General features: G+C 61.4%; 18 protein-coding genes and 1 pseudogene. 11 read left to right on the top strand and 8 right to left on the bottom strand.

Features of this window, described 5'->3' with window-relative positions; translation table 11 throughout:
• Positions 1-120: 120 nt before the first annotated feature.
• Positions 121-780, top strand: coding sequence for a L,D-transpeptidase (locus NKI16_RS14755; protein WP_352595026.1), 660 nt, complete (start codon positions 121-123; stop codon positions 778-780).
• A 10-nt stretch (positions 781-790) separates the two neighbouring features.
• On the top strand, positions 791-1,303 hold the full coding sequence (locus tag NKI16_RS14750; RefSeq protein WP_023679243.1) for an OmpA family protein: 513 nt from the start codon (positions 791-793) through the stop codon (positions 1,301-1,303).
• A gap of 505 nt (positions 1,304-1,808) precedes the next feature.
• Here the strand turns inward: NKI16_RS14750 and NKI16_RS14745 are convergent.
• A complete protein-coding gene (locus NKI16_RS14745) occupies positions 1,809-3,485 on the bottom strand; it encodes a winged helix-turn-helix domain-containing tetratricopeptide repeat protein (RefSeq protein ID WP_352756431.1) in 1,677 nt (558 codons plus the stop codon).
• Between the two features lie 88 nt (positions 3,486-3,573).
• Between NKI16_RS14745 and NKI16_RS14740 the strand changes: the two genes are divergently transcribed.
• The 3 genes and pseudogenes from NKI16_RS14740 (at position 3,574) to NKI16_RS14735 (ending at position 6,383) form a co-directional block, all read left to right on the top strand.
• The gene (locus NKI16_RS14740; RefSeq protein ID WP_352756434.1) at positions 3,574-3,867 is read left to right on the top strand and encodes a hypothetical protein; all 294 of its coding nucleotides are present in this window, start codon (positions 3,574-3,576) and stop codon (positions 3,865-3,867) included.
• Positions 3,868-3,888: 21 nt separating this feature from the next.
• Positions 3,889-4,049 (top strand): annotated as a pseudogene (locus NKI16_RS34055) (IS91 family transposase); the annotation flags it as partial.
• A 747-nt stretch (positions 4,050-4,796) separates the two neighbouring features.
• Entirely contained in the window at positions 4,797-6,383 is a 1,587-nt protein-coding gene (locus NKI16_RS14735; protein ID WP_352756437.1) for a serine hydrolase, read from the top strand.
• Positions 6,384-6,661: 278 nt separating this feature from the next.
• Here NKI16_RS14735 and NKI16_RS14730 read toward each other — a convergent pair whose 3' ends face one another.
• Genes NKI16_RS14730 through NKI16_RS14715 form a run of 4 tightly spaced genes read right to left on the bottom strand, consistent with a single transcriptional unit; the run spans position 6,662 to position 11,228 of the window.
• Entirely contained in the window at positions 6,662-7,861 is a 1,200-nt protein-coding gene (locus NKI16_RS14730; protein WP_352756440.1) for a mandelate racemase/muconate lactonizing enzyme family protein, read from the bottom strand.
• 17 nt (positions 7,862-7,878) lie between these two features.
• Complete coding sequence (locus tag NKI16_RS14725) at positions 7,879-9,240, bottom strand: mandelate racemase/muconate lactonizing enzyme family protein (RefSeq protein WP_352756443.1); 1,362 nt, start codon at positions 9,238-9,240, stop codon at positions 7,879-7,881.
• Between the two features lie 56 nt (positions 9,241-9,296).
• Positions 9,297-10,463: a mandelate racemase/muconate lactonizing enzyme family protein gene (locus tag NKI16_RS14720; protein ID WP_352698781.1), complete on the bottom strand. Its 1,167-nt coding sequence runs from the start codon at positions 10,461-10,463 to the stop codon at positions 9,297-9,299.
• Positions 10,464-10,517: 54 nt separating this feature from the next.
• The gene (locus NKI16_RS14715; protein WP_023679253.1) at positions 10,518-11,228 is read right to left on the bottom strand and encodes a GntR family transcriptional regulator; all 711 of its coding nucleotides are present in this window, start codon (positions 11,226-11,228) and stop codon (positions 10,518-10,520) included.
• A 208-nt stretch (positions 11,229-11,436) separates the two neighbouring features.
• Here NKI16_RS14715 and NKI16_RS14710 point away from each other — a divergent pair, with 208 nt between their 5' ends.
• From NKI16_RS14710 to NKI16_RS14685, 6 genes are all read left to right on the top strand, one after another.
• Complete coding sequence (locus NKI16_RS14710; protein WP_352718868.1) at positions 11,437-12,915, top strand: ABC transporter substrate-binding protein; 1,479 nt, start codon at positions 11,437-11,439, stop codon at positions 12,913-12,915.
• A gap of 78 nt (positions 12,916-12,993) precedes the next feature.
• Positions 12,994-13,953 carry a carbohydrate ABC transporter permease gene (locus NKI16_RS14705; protein WP_352637511.1) on the top strand — a complete coding sequence of 320 codons (960 nt, stop codon included), beginning with the start codon at positions 12,994-12,996 and terminating at the stop codon, positions 13,951-13,953.
• Positions 13,950-14,840: a carbohydrate ABC transporter permease gene (locus NKI16_RS14700; protein WP_352756446.1), complete on the top strand. Its 891-nt coding sequence runs from the start codon at positions 13,950-13,952 to the stop codon at positions 14,838-14,840. The genes NKI16_RS14705 and NKI16_RS14700 overlap by 4 nt, the downstream gene beginning before the upstream one ends.
• Before the next feature lie 10 nt (positions 14,841-14,850).
• A complete protein-coding gene (locus NKI16_RS14695; RefSeq protein WP_352569977.1) occupies positions 14,851-15,948 on the top strand; it encodes an ABC transporter ATP-binding protein in 1,098 nt (365 codons plus the stop codon).
• Between the two features lie 33 nt (positions 15,949-15,981).
• A complete protein-coding gene (locus NKI16_RS14690; RefSeq protein WP_352756449.1) occupies positions 15,982-17,145 on the top strand; it encodes a mandelate racemase/muconate lactonizing enzyme family protein in 1,164 nt (387 codons plus the stop codon).
• Positions 17,146-17,167: 22 nt separating this feature from the next.
• On the top strand, positions 17,168-17,917 hold the full coding sequence (locus NKI16_RS14685) for a ribonuclease activity regulator RraA (protein ID WP_352449167.1): 750 nt from the start codon (positions 17,168-17,170) through the stop codon (positions 17,915-17,917).
• Here the strand turns inward: NKI16_RS14685 and NKI16_RS14680 are convergent, their stop codons facing one another.
• Genes NKI16_RS14680 through NKI16_RS14670 form a run of 3 tightly spaced genes read right to left on the bottom strand, consistent with a single transcriptional unit; the run spans position 17,918 to position 21,480 of the window.
• Positions 17,918-18,739 carry an alpha/beta hydrolase gene (locus NKI16_RS14680; RefSeq protein ID WP_352645715.1) on the bottom strand — a complete coding sequence of 274 codons (822 nt, stop codon included), beginning with the start codon at positions 18,737-18,739 and terminating at the stop codon, positions 17,918-17,920.
• An 8-nt stretch (positions 18,740-18,747) separates the two neighbouring features.
• Positions 18,748-20,235: an NAD-dependent succinate-semialdehyde dehydrogenase gene (locus NKI16_RS14675; protein ID WP_352923070.1), complete on the bottom strand. Its 1,488-nt coding sequence runs from the start codon at positions 20,233-20,235 to the stop codon at positions 18,748-18,750.
• A gap of 18 nt (positions 20,236-20,253) precedes the next feature.
• Positions 20,254-21,480, bottom strand: coding sequence for an iron-containing alcohol dehydrogenase (locus NKI16_RS14670; RefSeq protein ID WP_023679262.1), 1,227 nt, complete (start codon positions 21,478-21,480; stop codon positions 20,254-20,256).
• Positions 21,481-21,513 lie beyond the last annotated feature (33 nt).

Genomic DNA, 21,513 nt, shown 5'->3' with positions numbered 1-21,513 from the left:
CGCCAAATTGCCGAATGTCCGGACACGGCGGACTGAAGCAACGCAGCATTTTCCACTTTGAGGCGAAGTAATTCTCAACTATGGTCCGCCAGGCTTTTGGCATGAGGGGGAATATTGCCGATGGTTTTATCACGCAGGGGGGTCGTGCTCGGCGGCCTGGCGCTGGTCGCGGTGGGTGCAACCAGCAATATTGCTCAAGCAGCGGCGGCAAAATCCTTTTTCGCCGGTACCGCCAGCGACAACAATTTTGTCTATCGCAAGACCAACTTCGCCAAGATCGACAAGAGATGGCATCGCCAGATCGTCAAGTATTTCAGCAGCGAGCCGGTCGGCACCGTCGTGGTCGATACCCGCCACCATTTCCTCTACGTCATCATGGAAAACAAGACCGCCATCCGCTACGGTGTCGGCGTCGGCAAGGACGGCTTCAAATGGTACGGCCGCGCGACGATCGACCGCCGCGCGCTGTGGCCGCAATGGGTCCCGCCCCCCGAAATGCGTAAGCGCAGGCCGGACCTACCGCCCATGGTCGCAGGCGGCGCGTCCAACAATCCGCTCGGGCCGCGCGCGCTCTATCTGCACCGCAACGGCGCCGACACCGGCTACCGCCTGCATGGCACGCTGGAGCCATGGAGCATCGGCACCGACGCTTCCAGCGGCTGCATCCGCATGTTCCCGGAAGACATCATCGACCTTTACCAGCGCTGCCCGATCGGCACCGCGGTGCAGGTCCTGCCGCACATCGCCGACCAGGCGCCCGCTTCCACCACTGTCGAATGATTGGCGCCTCATGAACCGCATGATTGAAAACACGCGCCGGCTGCTCGCCGCGGGCCTGCTGGTGCTGGCCGCATCCTGCTCGACCAGCAACACGCTGGCCCCTTCCACGCCCGACGTCACCAACACCGAGGTTGCCGGCTTCCAGAACGTGCAGCCGGGCAGCGAGGAGGATTTTATCCTCAATGTCGGCCGCCGCACCTATTTCACGCAAGGTTCGGCCGCGCTCGATTCTGTCGCCAAGGCCACCCTCGACACCCAGATCGCCTGGCTAGCAAAGCATCCGCGCTGGCTGCTCAAGCTGCAGGGTTTCGCCGACGATCCCGGCGCAAGTGAAATGGCGCTGTCGCAGCAGCGCGCCGATGCGGTGATGGACTACCTCGCCGCCGGCGGCATAGACCGCAACCGCATGTGGGCCAAGGGCTACGGCAAGGACAGGCTCGTCCGCGAGTGCCCCGACACCGCCTGCAGGTCGCAGAACCGCCGCGTTGTGTCTAATTTGCGCGATGAGAGGGACGAACCGTAGGGGGCTGCTGTTCTGCTTGTGACCCGAAGCAGAGTCTCACACGCGACGGCGGCATGGCTGCTTTGCGCCTAATGTCGGTCATCGGGCTCGCGTTCTTTGATTCCCCAAAGCGGACGCAGCGGCATGCGTCGCCAGGATAGTAATTGCGGACGCAGCTGTCATTGGTTCAGACAAAGGCGGCAAGTAGACGACCAAGGTCAGTCCGGAATACCGGCACGGCGCAGGAGCGTGACAATCTTATCGAGCACCTCCGCCTCCCTGTAGGGTTCCTAGCGACGAAAGACCTTGAGTGTGAAGCGCGGATGGGCCTGGGGCATTACCGCGATCGTCTCTGCGGCCATCAGGCTGGCCATCGGCCAGCCTGGCAAGTCGCAAGATAAAACTGAGGAAATGAAGGTGTTTGGTACGCATCGTCGCCCTGAGCGTGAGCGCCACCAGCGCTCGTGGCCCACTTCAAGGGTCGTTTGCAGCCCATGACTTCTGCTGGGCCGCATACGGTTGGCCGTCACTCCGGCAACCCCGCGAACCGCATCTGCTTGATCCAGCGGTCGAGGCTTCCGGGTGCGGTCCAAATCTTGTCCCACTCCCTGCGTTCTTTACTGATGGATTCACTGGGAGTGTTCTGGAGGAAAACCGCAAGCGCTTCCTTTGCCTCTCGCTTGTTTCCTAGACAAGCGTGGATCCCCGCAAGCATGCGCTGTGCGCCGCTCGGGATTCTGGACATTTTCCGCATCGCAGCCAGCGCCGCTTCACAATCATTCTTTTCCCAGAGCGCCCAGCCCATCTGCCAGTGAAACCAGTCAGGGTGGAAGGGATCGATGCCTTTGGCCTGCTCGATCCGATCGATCGCTTCGTCGGCGCGGCCAACATACAGCAGCACGTTCGTACTCATGACGAGGATATGCGAGTTGCTCGGGTTCAAGGCGATCGCCTGATCGTACTGGGCAAGGGCCTGCTCGACCTCTCCGGCTTCGGTGTGGATGCTGGCGCGGACCTCATGCGCTTCTGCGTCATCAGGAGCGAGCAGGATGGCCTTGTCGGCGTATTTGGCAGCGAGTTTCAACGCCTCGTTCCGGTTGTGTTCCTGCGCGTGCCACCCGAATACCGCGTCATTGCGATAGTACCAGGCCAGCCCGATATAGCCGAACTGGGAGTTCGGATCCTCTTCGATCGCCTTGAGGCTGAACTGCCTTAACAGCTCGTTCCCCTCGGCTGAGATATCCTCTCCGATCTTGGCCCTCCCCATCAGGTAATAGCGGAGCGCGCTGACCTGCGCGGCATCGCTCTGTGGCAACGGTCGCTCGATCCTTATTCCGACCCGATCCGCAAGCGTGCGGATGATTTCCTCCTGGACGACGAAAAGATCGCCAATCTCCCGGTTGTAGGAGTTGGCCCAGACATGTGATCCGTCATGCGCATTCAGCAACTGGGCGGACACTTTCAGCCGGTCTCCGATCTTCTGCTGGCTGCCTTCGAGCAGGTAGTCGACGCCGAGTTCATCTCCAATCTGTCTGGCGTCGATCGGCTTACCGCGGTACCTGAAGCTCGAGTTCCGGGCGATGACGGCATAAGTCTTGCTCCGCGCCAGCTCGGTGATGATCCCCTCGGCAACGGCATCGCTGAGATATCCCTTGTCCGCACCTGCACTCATGTCGTCGAAGGGAAGGATCGCAATCCTGGGCATGTCGCTCGAACGAACGGGAGCGGCTCGCCAGGCTTCCGCGCCGTAGTATGCGCCGATCGCTGCCGCAAGGAGAGCGAGTGCAGCAAGAATGAAGCCGCGCTGCGAGAATCGGGTCCTGGCAGGTTCCGTGCCGGCTGCGGCGTTTGGGTCCGCCGCGTCCGATAGATCGGCGTTCAGTCGGTAGCCTCTCTTTGGGACGGTTTCCACCATCACGTGCGCGTCGTCCCCCAACGCGCGGCGAATATCGGCAATGCATTGAGTGAGGCTGTCGTCGGTCACGAAGGTATCGGGCCAAACCGCCTGCATCAGAGCATCCTTGGACACGATTTCGCCCGGTCGCGCCGCGAGCACCGAGAGCACCTCGGCGGACTGGCTGCGAAGATTGACCGCTTTGCCTTCGACGGTTCGGAGTTCTTTGCTTTTGGTCAGGAAGACGAAACCGCGGAACGTGATCGTTTCAGCAGATTTCAGGTCAATTTCAGGGGCCGTTCGGGACATTTCACCTTCCTGGCGCGCTTCCTAGTTTAGCCCATTCGGCCTTCGCCTCCAAGCGACCCCAGCAGCACCGGATGAAACGGAGGACGACATGAATCGCACCAAGCTCATCATCGCTCTGGCTCTTCTCTTGGCAGTGCCAACGGCTGCGAAAGCAGATCCTCAATCTCTAAATGCAACCGCGCATGTAATTTCTCTCGTATTTGTCCATGGCCGCATCGATGAACGCCGAGAACAAAAATCTTTCGATACGATCAAAACCTGCCTCGCATGGAAGCATCAGGGGGAATTTCTTCCGCCGCAACCGGGTTCTTTTGCTTCTTTCACGTACTGTGAGCTAACTAACGTTGGTCGTATCTTCCAACTTACCCAGGAGGGTCAGTGAGGGCGATCCTCGACCGCCCCTGCCGCGCCGCCCGACGACGGCGACCCCGACGAACCGGACGACTTCCGCCCGCCGTGCCCGTGCTGCGGCGGCCGCATGATCGTCATCGAGCTGTTTGAACGGTGGAGGCAACCGCGCGGACCACCACACGGCTCCCGGTGACCGGGAGCAGCACGCCATGACCCGGCATGGAATGGTTCAGCCTTCAGCTGCAGGCACTCAGCCTCCGGCAACGGATCGATGCACGTCGATGATGATCCTCGATGCTGAAGAGGTCGCGTCCAGCTGCCGACCAAGCCGACAACACCGCGCGGGGGCGCAACGAAGCGGTCTGTCCGCATTCACCCCAGCGCTTCCCGACGGCGGTCACGCCATCGCCGACGTCTGCCGAAATCCGAAATCCCCATAGCCATCGTCTGCGGCCCGCGGGTTCCTTCCTCGGGGACTTTCGTACGCCTGCCGGCGCCCGAAACTCTTCACGTGAGCCGAACGGCGGCTTTAACTGGTCCCGCGGCAATAACCGGACGGACAGCAAACGGGCCCCGTGCCGTAGGCAAGATCGGTGAAGACGAAGCGTCCGGGCCTCTCGGCCATCGGACCCCGTGCAGCAGGCCATAGGGCCTCGCGATGGGCCATATAATTGGCTTCGATGACTTTCTGGTTGGCCGCCAGCCCGTTGGCGAACAACTCCTGATTAGACGCCATTTGCCGCCCGGCCTTGGAACTTGACGTTCTCCCGCGCAGTCCCATCCAATTGCCGCCCGCGTGGGTAACGCGGATACTTCACCAGGTCCCGAAATCACATGCGCGCAGCCGCCGTCTCTGTCTGATCTTTGGACTTAAACATATCAGTAGAAAATAGCTGTAACCATCTTTCATCTTGCCGCGTATGGTCCGATCATCTGCCGGTGCAAGTTTGAGGACATGCAATGAAGAAGGTCGCTGCTCTCCTGGTACTTTCCCTTGTTACCATGCTGCCCGCCATGGCAGCCGCGCAGTCCTACGTGCCGGAGCTTGGGCCATCGCCGCCGCAGGATGCTATGCAGCTGTATCCCGGCGGTGTCGAGAAGGCGCTGGCCGCGCTGCCGGACATCGTCAAGAAAGTCGAGGAAGCATCCGACGTTCCCGGCTTCGCCGTGGCGGTGGTGCATGGCGGCAAAATGATCTTTGACGAGGGCTATGGCCTTCGTGACAACCGGGACGACACTTCTAAGGTCAGCAGCACCACCATTTTCCAGGTCGCCTCGGTGTCGAAGTCGATCTCGGCCACGGTGGCCGCGATCGCCATGACGAAGGACCACAGCTTCGACTGGGATACCCCGGTCCGCAAGGTCTGGGACGGCTTTCGCCTCAATCTCGACTATGTCTCGGGCAACGCCACCATCGGCGATTTCTTCGCCCATCGCTCGGGCCTGCCGATGGCGGCGGGCGACGAACTCGAGGATCTCGGCTTCCGGCGCAAGCAGATCGTCGGGAGCCTGTGGATGGTGCCGCTCGATCCCTTCCGCATCTCCTATCACTACGCCAATTTCGGCACGACGATCGGCGCCGAGGCAGTGGCCCACGCCGAGAAACAGCCTTGGGAGCCGCTGGCCAAAAGCCTGTTGTTCGATCCGCTCGGCATGCGCTCGAGCAGCTATCGGCACGAGGACTTCATTGCCGCCGGCAAGAACCGCGCCCTGCTGCATGCGCGCGTGGCGGAGAATGTGTTCGAGCCGCTCTATGACCGCGACCCCGACCAGCAGGCGCCCGCGGGCGGCGTCTCCTCCAGCGCCCAGGATCTTGCCAAGTGGATGATCCTGCTGCTTGGCGACGGCACCTATAACGGCCAGCCCATGATCGACCCGAAGATCCTGCAGCCCGCCATCACACCGCAGAGCGTGACCTACCGCGGCGAGACGCCCGATACGCGGGCCAGCTCCTATGGCTATGGCTTCAATGTGGGGGTGAACGCCAATGGGCGCACCACCATGGGCCATTCCGGCGCCTTCCTGCTCGGCGCCGGCACCACCTTCCAGATCTTGCCCTCGGCCGATGTCGGCATCGTCGTGCTCACCAACGGCTCCCCCGTCGGCGCCGCCGAGGCGGTCGCCGCCAGCTTCATGGACATCGTGCAATATGGCCAGGTCACTCGCGACTGGTATCCCTACATCAAGCCGCGGTTCATGGCCTACTACAAGCCGGTGGGCGACCTCGCCGGCAAGGACAAGCCGACGAACCCCGCCAAGGCGCGCAGTCCATCCTTCTACGAGGGCCAATATACGAGCAACTATTTCGACACCGCCACCGTGCGGGCCGATGGCGACAAGCTGATGCTCGAACTCGGCCCCAAGCCCATGCAGTTCACGCTCGAGCACTGGGACGGCGACACCTACGCCCTCACGCCCCGCGGAGAGAACGCGCCGACCGGCTCGCTGTCATCGGTGAAGTTCGTTGGTTCCCCCGGCGGCATTCGCGCGCGGGTGATGACGGTGGACTATCTCAATGAGAACGGGTTGGGGCATTTTCAGAGGTAGGGGTGGGGGCGTCGGGTGCTCCATACACCCTATGCCGTCGAAAAGGCGAACCGGCCGTCTGCAAGGTGATGCCTGAGATGGCGGATTTGTGACGGTTCGCTTCCGGGCGTGGAAATCAGGAAGCCGGCATTTGCTCGGGAGCTTCCGACAAGCTACGTCGGCTTTGGCCAGCCGCTGATCCGAAGCGGACCTACGGCTCCAGGCCCCGAAACGGTCATTCCGGATGACAGGTTGCGTGAAGCGGTCCGCGTGGTGCTGGGTGGCGCAAGAAGGATGGTTCAGTCGAAGAAGCCTGCATCCTCTTCCCGGAGATACTTCCTGGCTGCTTCGGCGTCGATGTCGAGGCCCAGCCCCGGCGCTTCCAGCAAGTCCACCATGCTGTCCTTCACGATCTGCGACGGCAGGCCGATTACGAGGTCCTCCCACCAGGGGTCGGAGGCGCTCGGGTATTCGAAGGCAATGAAGTTGGCGGGCAGGGTGGCGCAGACATTGATCAGCGCGCCGAGGCCGAGAAGGCCGTTCGCGGTGCCGTGCGGTGCCATCAGGATCGAGTGCATATAGGCGTGCTCGGCGACCCATTTGAGCTCGGCAATGCCGCCAATATCGGCCGGATCGGGGCCGATGACGCGCACCGCCTGCGTTTCGATCAGCTCCTTGAAATTGTGCCGCAGGTATATCTGCTCGCCGGTATGAATTGGCGTCGAGGTGGCGGTGGTCAGCTCCCGATAGGCCTGCGGATTGACCCACGGCACATAGTCGCCGGTCAGCATGTCCTCGAGCCACATCAAATTGTACTTCTCGACCGCGCGAGCGAACTTGATCGCATCGGGCAGCATCCAGCCCGGGCCGCAGTCGAGCGCCAGGCTGACCTTGTCGCCCAGCACTTCCTTCATCGCGATCACGCAGTCGAGCATGTGGTTGAAACCGCGCTCGCTGATGACGCCCTGATCCATGGCACCGTGATAGCCAGCCTTCTTCTGCGTCACGCCGTAATGGAAGCCCTCGACGGTGTCCTTCATGTTGGAGTGGAACGAGATCCCCTGCTTGATCATGAAGAAGTTCTGCGGCTGCTCCATCATCCATTTCACGTCAGCGGCGTAATCCTCCGGCCGGTCCCCCGTTCGCTTCTGGCGGATCGAGCCGTTATAGACGCGCACCTTGTCGCGCACCTTGCCGCCGAGCAGTTTGTAGGCCGGCACGCCTGCGGCCTTGCCGGCTATGTCCCACAGCGCATGCTCGATAGCGCTTACCGCCGCGCCATAGGGCTTGAAAGAGCCGCGTTGGCGGATCTTCAGCATCACCCGCTCGATGTCGGTAGGGTCCTCGCCGATCAGCGCCTCGCGGAAATGCAGCACCCAAGGCTTGAGATAGGTCTTGGTGAACTCGACTTCGCCAAGGCCATAGAGGCCCTCGTCGGTAACGATGCGGACGATGGGATGTTTGCCGATGACGGCGCAGCGGAGATCGGTGATCTTCATCTTCGGTTCTTTTCGCCTCAGCTCCAGATACGGTCCCAGGAATACTCGTTGTCCCAGTGATCCGTGGGCTGCCAGATGCCGGTGACACCCGGCTGCAGATGCTGCGAGATCACCTCGTCGACGACGTCGTCAATCCCCAGGCCAGGTTTGTCCGGAACAGTGATAAAGCCGTCCTTCACGAGCGGCTTGGGAACGCCGGTGACGATATCGTCCCACCAGTCGACATCGGCAGAGTGGTATTCGAGCGCCATGAAGTTTTCGGTCGCGGTCGCGACATGTGCCGCGGCCATTGCGGCGATTGGACTTTCGGCCATATGGATGGCCATTGCGACGCCGTGGTCCTGGGCCATGTCGCCGATCTTCTTGGTCTCGAGGATGCCCCCGCTGGTGAGCAGGTCCGGGTGGATAATGGAGAGGCCGCCGCTCTTGAGCAGGGGCTCGAAGCCTTCCCTAAGGTAGATGTCCTCGCCGGTGCAGATCGGCACCGTAGTGGCGTCCTGCAGTTGCCGGAACTGCTCGGTGTACTGCCATGGGATCACATCCTCGAGCCAGGCCGGCACGTATTTTTCAATCCGCCTGGCGAGCCGAATGCCGTTCTGCAGCGAGATGTGGCCGACATGGTCAATGGCGAGCGGAATATCCATGCCGATAACATCGCGAACCTCGGCAATGTACTGCTCAAGCAGGTCGAGGCCCTTGTCGGAAAAGTGAAGGCCGGTAAACGGGTGGGCAATGTTGTGCAAATCGTACGCGGCGTTGCGGGCGCGTCGCTCTTCAAGGGTCTTGACCGGGCCGCGGCCGGCATGGACGCGGTACCCTTCAAGTGAACCGGCAGGGGAGACAACCGCACCGGGTACATCCGCGATCTGCATCAGCCCCAGATCCATCTTGAGGAAGGTGAAGCCGAGCGCCATGCGCTGCTTGAGGCGCTTGCCGGTCTCGGTGCCGCTCGGCACGGTAGCGTCGGTGTCGCAATAGACGCGCACCTTCTCCCGAAACCGGCCGCCGAGCATCTGGTAGATGGGAACGCCATAGGCCTTGCCGGCGAGATCCCACAACGCGATCTCGACCGCCGAGACGCCGCCGCCTTGCCGGCCGTGGCCACCGAACTGCTTGATCCGGCGAAACAGGCGGTCGATGTCGCAAGGGTTCTCGCCAAGCAGCCGGCTCTTCAGCATCAGCGCGTAGGTGGCACTGGCGCCGTCGCGCACCTCGCCAAGCCCGACGATGCCCTGGTTGGTGTAAATCTTGAGCAGGGTTGAGGTGAACGGCGCGCCGACGATTTCGGCTACCCGCATGTCGGTGATGCGAAGCTGGGATGGCTTGGAGTTCGCGTTCACCCGATTGAGCGCTTCGTCGGCGCCACCTGTCTTTGCCATGACTTATCCTCGTTTTCGGCTTGTCGTCCCGCACCCTGGGCCGGCATACAGTGTTGCTAGCCCAGCTCAATCTCGTGGGCCTGCAGGTAGTCGCGGTCCATCTCAATACCGAGACCAGGTTTCGACATCAGCTTGAGGCTGCCGTTAGAAATGTCGAGTGGTCTGTCGATCAGGTGATCGTATTTGCCCAGGTTCCACTCCGATGTTTCGAGTTTGTAGAAATTGGGAACGGTCATCATCACCTGCGCTCCCGCAACCACGTTGATTGGTCCCGCGGCGTCATGTGGCGAGACCGGGACGTAGTAGGCTTCGCACAGCGCAGAAATCTTCTTGAGTTCGGTAATGCCGCCGGTCCAGGTAACGTCGGGCATGATGTAGTCGGCGAGCCTGTTCTCGAGTACCGGCACGAAATCCCACTTCGTGTGGCCGCGCTCGCCCCACGAGATGGCGGTATTGACCTTCTCACGCACCTGCTTGAGGGCGTTAAGGCTCTCGGGCGGGCAGGGCTCCTCAAACCAGTCGATCTGGCCGGCCTCCTCGAGGCTCCGACAGAGGCGAATGGCGGTGGGGACGTCGAAGCGGCCGTGCGCATCGATGAGAATGTCGACATCGGGTCCTGCCGTTTCGCGGATCAGAGCCGTGAGTTCGGCGGCTTCGCGCTCGTCCTTGCGGGTCATGCTGCCATCGAGGTAGCCGTCTCGCTGTTCGCGGGGCAGGCCATCGGCGCTGCGGCCCTGGTGGGGGTAGGGATCGAACTTGAGCGCAGTGTGTCCGGACTCGACAATGTCTAGAATTTCGCGGACCACAGCCTCCTTGCTGGTGAATTTGGCCTGGTTGGGATGGGTGTAGAGCGCGATTTCATCGCGTACCGGCCCGCCAAGCAGCTCGTAAATCGGCTTGCCGAGGACTTTGCCCCGGATGTCCCAGAGGGCAATATCGATGGCGCTCACGCATTCGACGGCGGCGCCGCGGCTTCCCATGTAGGTGAAGCTGCGGAAGATCTTGTGCCAGAGATGCTCGATACGCGCCGGATCCTCGCCTGTCACGGCGACGCCGATCTGCCGCAGGATCGTGCAGAGAGCGCGGTTGGCGAGCCTTGTCGTGGTGGTGATCTCTCCCCAGCCACTCACTCCCTCGTCGGTCGTCACTTCGACGAACAGGAACTCTCCCCAGTAGGAAGCATCGGACTTGATCAGCCACGGCCGAATGCTCGTGATTTTCATCTCAACTACCTTTGCCTGAAAATGGTCAGCTAACGATGTTCTGGACTGGACATTCTATCCGGCCCGAGCGGCGTTGCGCGCTCGCATCTGTTCGAGAATATGCCGGCCCGAACCCTCGACATGGCGGGAAACGAGTTCGGCCGCCTTGTCGGCCTCTCCCGCCTTCACAAGCGCGATGAGTTCGCGGTGCTCGCGCATGATCGCGGCACGTCGCGCCAGCGTGAAATTGAAACGACGGCTCACGGCTCGCAGCACTTCGCGATGCTTCCACCAAAGCTCGGCTGCGTGGCGGTTGTAGTGCCGCTGGTACATCACGGTGTGGAAAGCGGTATCCAGCTCACTGTGCCTGAATGTGTCGGCGAAGTTGTTCTCTTCGATCAGGCCTTGGAGACGTTCGAGTTCGGCGATGTCCTCGCCGGTAGCCATATTCACAAACCATCGTGTCAGGGCTGGCTCGATCAGAACACCGATCTCGTAGATATCCCGGACAAAATCCTGATCAATGGGTCGCACGCGCGCCCCGCGGTTGGCGACAAAGGTGACAAACCCTTCGCCGCGCAACAACTGCAGGGCCTCGCGCACAGGATTGGTCGAAGTGCCGTGACGCCGGGCGAGATCGGTGACGACAAGCCGTTCGTTGGCGGCGAGCCGTCCCTCGATGATATCTTCCCTGATCAATTCATAAAGCGAGGCGCCCTCGCTGGAGGCCCCGATGGGATCGGTCCCCACCGGTGGCATCGCTTTGAAATCGCTTATTTCGGCCAAGGCCGGCTCCCCAATTTAATACATAACTTGCCCGATATCACACACGGCTTTCGCAAACAATGTACGATTCTGCGCGTTGACAGGCAATCCATGATCTGAAAACGTACCAAGTGATCGAGAGGATACACTGAGCTGAAAGAAGCATCCTCGCGATCGAAACGAGCAAGGACCGCTTTAGGGCGGCATGGGAGAACCAGGGAGGATACCTATGACGAGAATTGCGCTCGGCAGTGCCGTCCTGCGCGGCACTGTCGCCACTGCTTTGATGGCATCCCTGACGTCTACATCGGCGCTGGGTGCACCGCCGGTCGACCTGAGCAAGTGGTCGCCGGAATATGTGCGCTCGATTGCGGGCACACAGGATTTTGACACGGCGGCCGATTGCGCCAAGGTCACACCGCTCGACTACAAGGGGCGACTGACTTTCTGGTATCAGGGCGTGTTCGAGGGCGACCCGGACCTCCTGCGCCAGTACTACAAGGAATTCTTCGAGACCTTCCGCAAGACATATCCGAACATCCAGCTCGAGGAACAAGCCCTCACCTATAACGACCTTCTCGACAAGTTCCGCACCGCGCTCCTGGGCAATGCCGCGCCGATGGCGGTCCGCCTGCAAATCCTGGGTGGTACCGAGTTCGCCTCAAAGGGCTATCTGCAGCCGCTCAAGCCAGAGGATGTGGGGTATTCGACCGAGGATTTCTGGCCCGGCGCCATGAAGGCCGTGACCTGGGAGGGCGTGACCTACGGCATTCCGACCAACAACGAGACGATGGCGTTCATCTGGAACGCCGACATCTTCAAGCGTGCGGGCCTCGATCCGGACAAGGCTCCGGCAACCTGGGAAGATGTCGTCAAATATTCCAAGCAGATCCACGACAAGCTCGGCATTGCCGGCTACGGCCTCGTGGCGCGCAAGAATGCCGGCAATACGCCGTACCGTTTCATGCCACAGCTGTGGGCCTATGGCGGCGGCGTCTTCGACGAAGCCACCGCGAATCCGACCTATGAGCAGGTCCAGCTCGATAGTCCACAGAGCAAGGCGGCGCTGCAAGCCTCCTACGACATGTATGTTCGCGACAAGTCGGTTCCGGTTTCGGCGCTCACCAACCAGCAGGCCGATAACCAGCCCCTGTTCGTCGCCGGCCAGCTCGGCATGATGATCTCGCACCCGTCCGATTACAACGTCATGCTCGACCTGCAGAAAAAGGCGACGGGCACCGACAAGGACAAGGCGCAGACGGTCATCGACAACATGCGCTACGGCCTGATTCCAACTGGCCCCGACGGCAAGCGCGCCGTCGTGTTCGGCGGCTCGAACATTCACATCCTGAAGCCCGAATATGTCGAAGGCGGCAAGGTAGACGAGCCTGCTGCAAAGGCTATCATCTGCATGTGGACGAGCCCTGAGTGGTCGCTGAAGATGGCCTACGCCGGATCAAACCCGGGCAACCTTAACGGCTTCAAAACCAAGTGGATGAAGGAACGTCTGGACAACATCAAGTTCCTCGATGTCACGACCTCGATGCTGCCATACGGCATTCCGTTCCCAGCGCTGCCGCAGGCCCCCGAGATCATGAACATCATCATCCCGGACATGCTGCAGAATGCCCTGACCGGAGCGATGACCGTCGACGAGGCAGCGGACGACGCGGCCAAGAAGGTAAAAGACGTGATGGGCGGACTCTAGTCCAAGCCTGACCTACGACCTGACCGGCTGCGCCGCTGGCGCAGCCGCCTCGTTCCGAAGAATAAGGGCACGCCACAAGTGACGATCGTGACCGGCAAGGCCGAGGCTCGCCGAAGATTGCAACCCGGTTGGTCCGGCACGCTGCGGAAGATCTGGGAGCATCGCGCGGACTACGCGTACGTGCTCCCAGCGATCGCCGTGATGCTCATCGTCATCGCCTATCCGATCTACTACACGGTCGAGCTGTCGTTCTTTAAGACACCGCCTGGTCTGCAGCTCCGCGACAAGACCTTCATCGGCTTCGACAACTACACGACGATCCTCACCAGTCAGGTGTTCTGGAAGGTCACCTGGAACACACTGATCTGGACGCTGGGGTCCACTTTCATCTCCTTTGTCCTGGGGTTTGCAACGGCGCTGGCGCTCCACCGCGACTTCATCGGCCGTGGTGTCTTGCGCGCTATCCTGATCATCCCTTGGGTCATCAGCGCAGTGGCCGCCTCCTATATCTGGAAGTGGATCTACCATTCGGACTTCGGGATCATCGGCGCGGTGCTGGTCGGCCTCGGATTGGCCGACCAGCCGCCGAATTTCATCGACAATGTCAGCACGGTGCTGCCCTCCCTGATCGTCGTCAATATCTGGCGCGAGTTTCCGTTTGCCATGATCATGATGATGGCCGGCCTGCAGACAGTCCCCGACCAATTGCTACGCGCCGCAAAAGTCGATGGTGCCAATGCATGGCAGCGCTTTTGGCACGTCACCTTCCCGCACTTGCGCAACGTCTCGGTGGTGACGATGCTGCTGCTCGCAGTGGCCAACTTCAATTCCTTCATCATCCCCTGGATCATGACCGGCGGCGGGCCGTCGAACGCATCGCATATCTGGATAACCCACATTTATGAGCTCGCCTTCGGACGGCAGCGCTGGGGCGTGGCATCGGCTTATTCGGTGCTCCTGTTCCTCACGCTGATGACGCTGGGCTACTTCTACGTCCGTGCGTTAAGCGGCAACGAGCGGAAAGAGGGGAGCGCATGAGCACGATTGCCGAGACAGCCCCTCGAGCCCAGACCCGTCGCCGCATGCGCGTCGACGGATGGCGGTGGGCCGGGCGCATATTCCTCGTGTTCATGCTGCTTTATACCGCGTTGCCGATGATCTGGATGCTGATCACCTCGATCAAGTCCGGATTCGCGGCGACGCAATTCCCGCCGCAATGGTGGCCGGACGAACCTACCCTCGCCAGCTATCAGAAACTGCTCGATCCGCAGAACAGCGTCGGCCAGGACTTCCTCCGCTTCTTCTGGAACAGCCTTTTCGTGTCGACCATCACGACAATCCTTTCGGTGATCGTGGCTGTCCCAGCGGCCTACGCGTTTTCGCGCTTCAGTTTTCCCGGTCGCAACTTCCTGTTCTTTGCCGTGCTGCTGCGCAATATGTTCCCGGCGGTGATCTTTCTCGTGCCACTCTTCATCCTGATGCGCGCGATCGGTCTGATAAACACGCATGGCTCACTGATACTCACCTATCTCACCTTTGGCCTGCCGCTGGCGATCTGGCTGCTCAAGGGCTTTTACGACAATATCCCGGTGCAGCTTGAGCAGGCGGCGCGCATCGATGGCGCAACACGGTTCCAGGCCTTCATCATGATCGTGATGCCGCTCTCGACGCCGGGGATCATCGCCACCGCAATCTATTCCTTCATCGGCGCGTGGAACGAGTACATCTACGCCTACACCTTCCTCTCCAAGAACGAGCAGTTGACCCTGCCGGTCGGCATCCAACGCTTCTTCTCGGAAAATACGACGGACTTTCCGGGCCTGATGGCGGCCAGCTTCATGATGAGTGTGCCCGTCGTGGTGCTGTTCCTGGTCCTGCAACGATACTTCGTACGCGCCCTTACAGAAGGCGCGGTCAAGCACTAGGGAGTTGCCGATGGCCCACGTGGTCCTCCAAGATCTCGTCAAGAGCTATGGCAGCTTCAAAGCTGTCAACCACGTTTCGCTGACGGTCAATGACGGCGAGTTCGTTGCGCTCGTCGGCCCTTCAGGCTGCGGCAAGACAACCACGCTCAATCTCGTCGCTGGGCTGACCCCGATCACATCGGGCGACATCATCATCGGCGAGCGCGTGGTCAACGACCTCGACCCCAAGGACCGGGACATCGCAATGGTGTTCCAGAACTACGCGCTCTACCCGCAGAAATCGGTCTACAAGAACCTGGCGTTCCCGCTTCAGATGCGCAAACTCCCCAGGGACGAGATCGACAAGAAGGTCAAGGAAGCGGCGCGAGTGCTCGACATGACGCACCTGCTCGAGCGCAAGCCGCGCGAACTTTCGGGCGGGCAGCAGCAGCGTGTGGCTCTTGGCCGTGCCCTCGTTCGCGACCCCGCAGTGTTCCTCATGGACGAGCCACTGTCCAACCTCGATGCCAAACTGCGCGTGCAAATGCGGTCGGAGATCAAGCGTTTCCACCAGGACCTCAAGGCGACGATCATCTATGTGACGCACGACCAGCTCGAAGCCGTGACCATGGCTGACAAGATGGCGGTGATGAATGGCGGCTACCTGCAGCAATACGATTCACCGGCGCAGGTCTTTGCCCATCCGGTGAACATGTTCGTGGCCAGCTTCATCGGCAGCCCGGCGATGAGCCTTATTCCGCTGCAGGCCTCGACGGCAAACGGCAACACGGTGTTGACCGGCGCCGAGGGCTGGCGCCTTGAGCTCTCACCGCGCAATGCCCAGAAGGTGGCGAAAGCGACGACCCGGAAAGTCGTGCTCGGCGCACGTCACTCGACGATCAAGCTCCACAAGAGTGCGGTGCCAGGCAGCGTCCCGGCCAAGGCCTATACGGTGGAGCCGACCGGCGACGTCACCTTCGTTCAGGCGTTCCTGTCCGGCGCCATCGTCAACGTCAGCGTACCGCCGAACATTGCCGTCGCGCCCGACGAGCAGATCTGGCTCGAGTTCGACCAGGAGCGGATGCATCTGTTCGATGGCGAAACTGAAATGGCCCTCAAGGCCAACTGAGATAGGGCGAATGCGCGTGAAACGTGGGCGTGGATGACTGAGAAGCTTAAGATCACCGCGATCAAGCCCTATCCGGTGTGGGTAGGAACGCGCAACCAGATGCTCGTCAAGGTCGAGACCGACCAGGGCATCTTCGGTTGGGGCGAGAGCGGCTTTAGCGGTCGCGAGAGGGCCGTGGCCGGCGCGGTCGAGCACTATCGCGAGTTTCTCATCGGCCGTGACCCGATGCAGATCGGGCGGATCTGGCAGGAGATTTACCGCAGCCAGTACTTCGAAGGCGGGCGAGTCCTTCAGGCGGCGATTTCCGCCATCGACATCGCCCTTCACGACATCAAGGGCAAGGCGCTGGGCGTGCCGGTCTACGAGCTGCTGGGCGGCAAGCAGCGCGACCGCATTCCCACCTTTGCCTCGACCGGCGACGAGGCCGAGGGCGACGTTGCCGTCGAACGGGCCCGCGAACTTCGCGCACAGGGGTGGCAGGCGATCCGTTTCTTCCCGTTCGGGCAAAACAGCAAGGACATCTTCGAGCCGCGCGAGTCCATCGGCGCTACTGCGAGTATGCTGAACAAGGCGCGCGAGGCGCTGGGCGACGACGTGGTCCTCGGCCTCGACTATCATCATCGGCTGTCGGTGGCAGAGGCGGCGAGCTTCTGCAACAAGCTCGGCCGCGGCGTGCTTGATTTCCTCGAGGAGCCGATCCGGGCCGAAACGCCGGAGGCCTATGAATCGTTGCGCACGATGACCGAAATCCCCTTTGCCATAGGCGAGGAATTTGCCAGCAAGTGGCAGTTCCTGCCCTACATCGAGCGCGGCATCCATCAGTTCAACCGGATCGATGTTTGCAATGTCGGCGGGCTCACCGAGGCGATGAAAATCGCTGGCTGGAGCGAGGCGCATTATGTGGACCTGATGCCGCACAATCCGCTTGGTCCCGTGTGCACGGCCGCGACCGTGCATCTCGCTGCCGCGGTACCCAACTTCGCGTGGCTCGAGACCAGGGCACCCGAAACAAAGCTGGGCTTCGACAATTCCGACTTCTTCCCCGTGCAACCACGGCTCGACGGGACCGATTACCCGGTCGGCGATCTGCCGGGACTCGGCGTCGAGGTCAACGAAGTTGCGGTCCAGGCGCAGAGTTTGCGTTTCTGGGAAGCGCCTCACCTTAAGCGCCGCGATGGTTCTGTTACGAACTGGTAGTTCCATTCAATCGGAGTCCACAATGACGCATACTTCCGACATCATGCGGCCGCCTAAAGACCTGATCGACGCGCTAAGGGAGATCGGCGCCGCGACGGTAGCCGGCACGCTTGGCCACATGGGCTTCCGCAATCCGCACATGGTTGGTCCGGTGGCGCAAAACCACGGGAAGTCGATCGTCGGGCCGGCGTTGACGCTGCAGTTCCTGCCGCAGCGGCCTGACCTCTTCACCGAAGGAGAATATGCCGATCCGGAGACGCAGCTGCACCGGCACGTGCTCTATCACGCGCAGGAGGGCGATGTGGTCGTGGTCGACGCGCGCGGCGATATGAGCTCGGGCGTCTTCGGCGATATGATGTCGACGTATTTCAAGGGCAGGGGCGGGGCGGGTATCGTCATCGATGGGTGCATGCGCGACCGGCCCAATGTCGAAAAGCTCGACCTGCCCCTATGGCTGCGCGGCTGGACGCCAAACTATCATGTGCAGACCAGCATCTATCCCAATGCCGTCAACGTTCCGATTGCCTGCGGCGGTGTCACGGTGATCCCCGGCGATATCATTGTCGCCGACGACGACGGGGTGGTGGTGCTTCCCGTCGTGATGGCCCCGAAGGTGATCGAAGAATCACAAAAGCATCATGATTGGGAAGAATTCTCACGAGTGAAGCTCATGGAGGGCGGCCCGTTGCAACGTTACTATCCGCTGCATGACGATGCCCGCGGGGAATACGAGGAGTGGCGCAAAACAAACCGCCCCGAGAACCCGAGTTAGTCAGTAGGCCTTGGCGATCAGTTCTTCCAGGCAATCGGCAGCCCCGGTCCCCGGCACGCCGAGATCTCTGACACTGTCCATGTGGTTGCGGTTCGGGAGCACATGCGACGTTACCAACGATCCCTGCCGCAGCAAGCTTGCTTTGAATCGATCGGCTTGCTGATGGAAAGGTGGCGTCTCATTGGCTCCGACCAGAACCGCCGCCTTGGTTTGAGGATCATGCCGACAGGCGAGCGGCGTGAACATGGCGACTTCCTCGTCGGTTATTCCAATCTCGTTGGCGAGAAAGGAATCCTGGAGCGGCTTCAAATCGTAGAGCCCGCTCAACAGAAGGGCTGCCCTTACATTCGAGGGGGTGTGCGCCCCATCGAACAGGAACGTTGCAAGATGGGCTCCAGCCGAATGACCACTGACGGTCAGGGCCGCCGGGCTTCCGCCATGATCGGCGATGTTGGCCAGGACCCACTGCTTGGCCCGGCGCACCTGGTCGACGATCCTCGCCATTCGGACCTTGGGCATCAGAGCATAATCAAGGATGACGGCAATGGCCCCGGCCTGGGTAATCGTCGTCGCCATATATGAATAGTCGCGCTTGGAGAACATTCTCCAGTAGCCGCCATGGACAAAGATGTGCACCGGAAGCGCCGTTCTTTTGCCCGCGGGAAAGAACAGGTCCATGGTCTCGGTCGGATCCGGTCCGTAGGCCACGTCAGCGGTCATCGCAATGGTGGCGCGGGCGACCTCGCTGCGATCAACGAAGTCCTGCACGATTTCGTCAAAATCCGCGACGTGGTCGCGGATGCGAAAGGGATCGCCTTGCATTCTTCTGCTCACATGCTGATGGCGAGGTATTTCGCCTCCATGAATTCCGCAATGCCGTGATGCTGCCCTCCCTCGCGGCCGATCCCGCTCTGCTTGACGCCGCCGAAGGGGGCTGCCGGATCGGACATCAGCCCGCGGTTGAGAGCAATCATCCCGGCCTCGATCCGGGAGGCCACCCGCATGCCGCGCGCCAGATCGCGCGTGTAGATGTAGGCAGCAAGCCCATATTCGGTGTCATTGGCGCGCGCGATGACCTCGGCATCCGTTTCGAAGCTGGAGATTGGCGCCACCGGCCCGAATATCTCCTCATGCGCCATCTTTGCGTCGCCCGGCACGTCGCGAAGCACTGTCGGAGGGTAGAAGAAACCACGTCCGGACAGGACTGAGCCGCCGCACAAGACCCGCGCGCCGCGTGTGACCGCGTCGACGACAAGGCGGTCTATCTTCTCGATCGCCTTTTTCGTGATCATAGGCCCGCATTCCGTGTCCGGGTCGGTGCCGGCGCCGACCTTGAGCGACGACATCCGCTTCTCGAGGCCCTCGCAGAAGGCTTCGTAGATGCCAGATTGGACGTAGAGGCGGTTTGCGGCCGTGCAGGCCTCGCCGGCGTTGCGCATCTTGGCCACCATTGCGCCATCGATCGCCGCTTCGAGATCGGCGTCGTCGAACACAATGAACGGTGCGTTGCCGCCGAGTTCCATGGAACACGAGACCACATGCCTGGCAGCCTCTGCCAGCAGAGCGCGGCCCACACTCGTCGAACCGGTGAAGGAGAGTTTGCGCACCCGCGGATCGGCCAGCATGGCGGCTGTCAAAGGGCCGGGACTGGAGGTTGTCAGGACGTTAACCACCCCCGGTGGAACGCCTGCGTCCTGGTAGAGCGCGGCCAGCGCGTAGGCGGTAAGCGGGGTCTCACTGGCCGGTTTCAGGATCACCGTGCATCCAGCGGCAAGTGCCGGCGCGATCTTGCGCGTCGCCATCGCGGCAGGAAAATTCCAGGGCGTGATCAGGATGCATATGCCGATCGGTTCGTAGTCGACCACAATGCGATTGGTGCCGGAAGGCGCAGTACCGAATTCACCGGTAATGCGAACGGCCTCCTCGGCATTCCAACGGAAAAATTCCGCGGCATAAGCGATCTCGCCGCGGGCATCCCGCAGGGCCTTGCCGTTTTCCAGTGCGATGAGAGTAGCCAGTGCCTCCGATCGTTCCGTCATCAGCTCAAAGCAGCGTCTGAGGATCTCGGAACGCTTTCGCGGCGACGTTGTCCGCCAGCCATGGGCTGCTTTGGCAGCGGCGTCAACGGCGGCGGCCGCGTCCTCCAAGGTCGCATCGGGTACGGCCGCGATGATGGCTTCCGTCGACGGATCAATGACCGGAATTACCCTGCCATCCGCGGACTGCCGCCATTGGCCGCCAATATACAGCCCGTGCGAGATTGTGTGGAAGTCGCTGACGCCCTGATCATCCGACAGAACCTGTGAAAACGTGTTCATCTCGATATTCCCGATTGTTTACATGACGCAGCTGGCGAGGTCGCCATCAAAGGCGGCCTGGACCAGACGTCGCATGGACCTCAAATCGAATGGCCGCGGATTGTTCTTGATGAGACGCTCGATACCGATCGCCTGTTCCGCCGTCCAATCGAGCTTGTCGGCAGGCAGCCCCAGCTCGGCCAACGTGGGGGTGATCCCGATTGCCCCAAACAGCCGACTGACCTCGCCAATGGTCGCGTCGGCCAACTCTTCGGGCGTCCGGCCTTTTGCATCGAGGCAGAGCGCGTTGGCGATCTCGGCCATCTCGGTCACTGCGGCTGTTCTGTTGTACTTCATGACGAATGGCAGCATGGTGGCGACACCCAATCCGTGAGCGGTGTGGGTTATCGCGCCAACCGGATATTGCACGGCGTGCGCTGCCGCTGTGCCGGCCGTTCCGAACGCGCAGCCGGCTGCAAGTGCACCCATCATGACGTCGGCCCGGGCGTCCTCGTCGGAGGGCCGGCGGTATGCCGTTTCAAGGCTTCGGCCAAGCAGCTTGATCGCCAGCAGGGCGAAGTGATCGGTCAAGGCGGTTTTGCCGATAAAGACATGGTTCTGCGGAAGGCCGGGATCGGTTCCGCGCCTGGCGGCGGTGAAGGCCTCGATTGCATGCGTCAGCGCATCGGCGCCTGCGATCGCGGTTAATGCCGGCGGGCATGTCATCGTCAGTTCAGGATCGCAGATGGCCGCGGCCGCGATCAGATACGGGCTGGAGATGCCGACCTTCAGCGTGCGATCCGGATCGGAGATTACGGCGACCGGGGTCACTTCAGAGCCCGTGCCGGCTGTCGTCGGCACCGCGATCAGCGGCAGCGTCGGGCCGGGCACCTTGAACTCGCCGTAGTAATCCTGGAGCTGACCGCCGTGAGTGATGAGCAACGCGGCGCATTTCGCCATGTCGAGACAACTGCCGCCGCCAATGCCGATCACCACGTTGGGCGCGAACTTCCGTGCTTCCTCGACGCAGACGGCAACGGTGTCCCGAGGAACGTCGGGCAGCACACGATCATGCACCAGTACGTCTATCGAGGCGGCTCGCAGCCCCGTGACAATCTCTGCGAACGGGCCCGTTGCGGCAAAACGTTCATCGGTGCAGACGAGTGCGCGACGCCCGAGCCTCGCCGCGACAACCGGAATGACGTGGCGTTGGCCCTTCCCGAAGAGGATTTCGCGCGGCAGCCTTAGGGCAGCGAAAAGGCTCATGACCTGCATCCTGTGATGATGACTGGATTGGAA

Source organism: Mesorhizobium sp. M0698 (assembly GCF_040320455.1).
GTDB lineage: Bacteria > Pseudomonadota > Alphaproteobacteria > Rhizobiales > Rhizobiaceae > Mesorhizobium.
The sequence above is the reverse complement of the archived record's forward strand: the minus strand, read 5'-3'. Positions and strand labels throughout refer to the sequence as shown.